Consider the following 1,165-nt stretch of genomic DNA (forward strand, 5'->3'; position numbering starts at 1 on the left):
CATGCCGGTGGCGCCGTCGGGCGCGAGCATCGGCAGCGCGTAGCGGGTGGCGACGGCGGCCGCCACCAGGCCCGCGATCGAGAACACGCCGAGCTGGGCCAGGCCCGGGAAGCCCGAGAACACCAGCGCCGCGAAACCGCAGACCGAGGTCAGCAGGCCGATGCGCACCGTGGGCCAGTGCACCGTGCGCCAGCGCTGCCAGCCGGTGCCGGGCACTGCGGCGCCGCGCGCCTGGATCAGGTAGTAGATGGCGTAGTCGACGGTCTCGCCGATCAGCGTGCTGCCGAAGCCCAGCGTGAGCCCGTGCACCGAGCCGAAGACCCAGCTGACCGCCGCGGTGCCGATCACCACGCCGGTGGCCACCGGCAGGAAGGCGATCACCAGCGCGCGCGGCGAGGCGAAGGCCAGCAGCAGCAGTCCGCCCATGACGATGCCGCCGACGATCGCGAGATGGATCGCCTCGGTCTTGATCTTGTCGCGGCTGAGCACCGAGAACACCGGCGGGCCGGTCAGCAGCAGTTGCGGCCTGGCTTCGCCCAGATCGCGCGTGGCCGCCTCGTGGGCCGCGTGCACACGCGCGATCGCCACCGCCTGCGCGTCGAGGTCGCTGCCGGCGGCGCGCGTGGTCAGGATCATCAGCGCGCGCGGCGCAGTGCGCGACATCCACACGCCGCCTTCGCTGCGCGGCGCGCTGGCCGGCACCAGCTCCTCGGCGATGCGCGTGGTCTCGCCCGTGGGGTCGCGGTCGAGGAAGGGCTTGATCACGTTGCCGGCCGGCGTGCCGAGCATCGACAGCGTCTCGTTGATCGCGTCGCGCAAGCCTTCGACCGTGAAGCGCTCGGGCGCCACGCCCGGCGAGAGCTGGTAGCGGTGCTGGAACACCCAGGTGCCGGCCTCGGTCCAGTCGCCGGTGTCGCCGTTCTGGATCAGGTCGAACAGCTGGCTCTCGCGCATGCTCTTCGTCATCGCGCGCGACACCTGCGCGCGCGCCTCGGGCGTGCCGCCCTCGAGGCCCAGCATCAGGGTGCGCGAGGCCACGCCGCTTTGCAGCTGCTCGATCAGCACGCGCTGGCGCGCATCCGGGCTCTTGGGCAGGAAGGCCGACAGGTCGGCGTTGAAATGGGTGCGCGAGATCTCGAACACGCCGGCCAGCAGCAGCGCCACC

Annotated in this window: 1 protein-coding gene; it reads right to left on the bottom strand. The window is 72.4% G+C overall.

Annotated elements, in window-relative coordinates; translation table 11 throughout:
- A partial coding sequence (locus AC27VN_RS42000; RefSeq protein ID WP_490880590.1) for an MMPL family transporter occupies positions 1-1,164 on the bottom strand: 1,164 nt, incomplete at its 3' end.
- Between the last annotated feature and the right edge of the window lies 1 nt (position 1,165).

This window comes from Variovorax sp. 20P10.2.4, assembly GCF_058244205.1.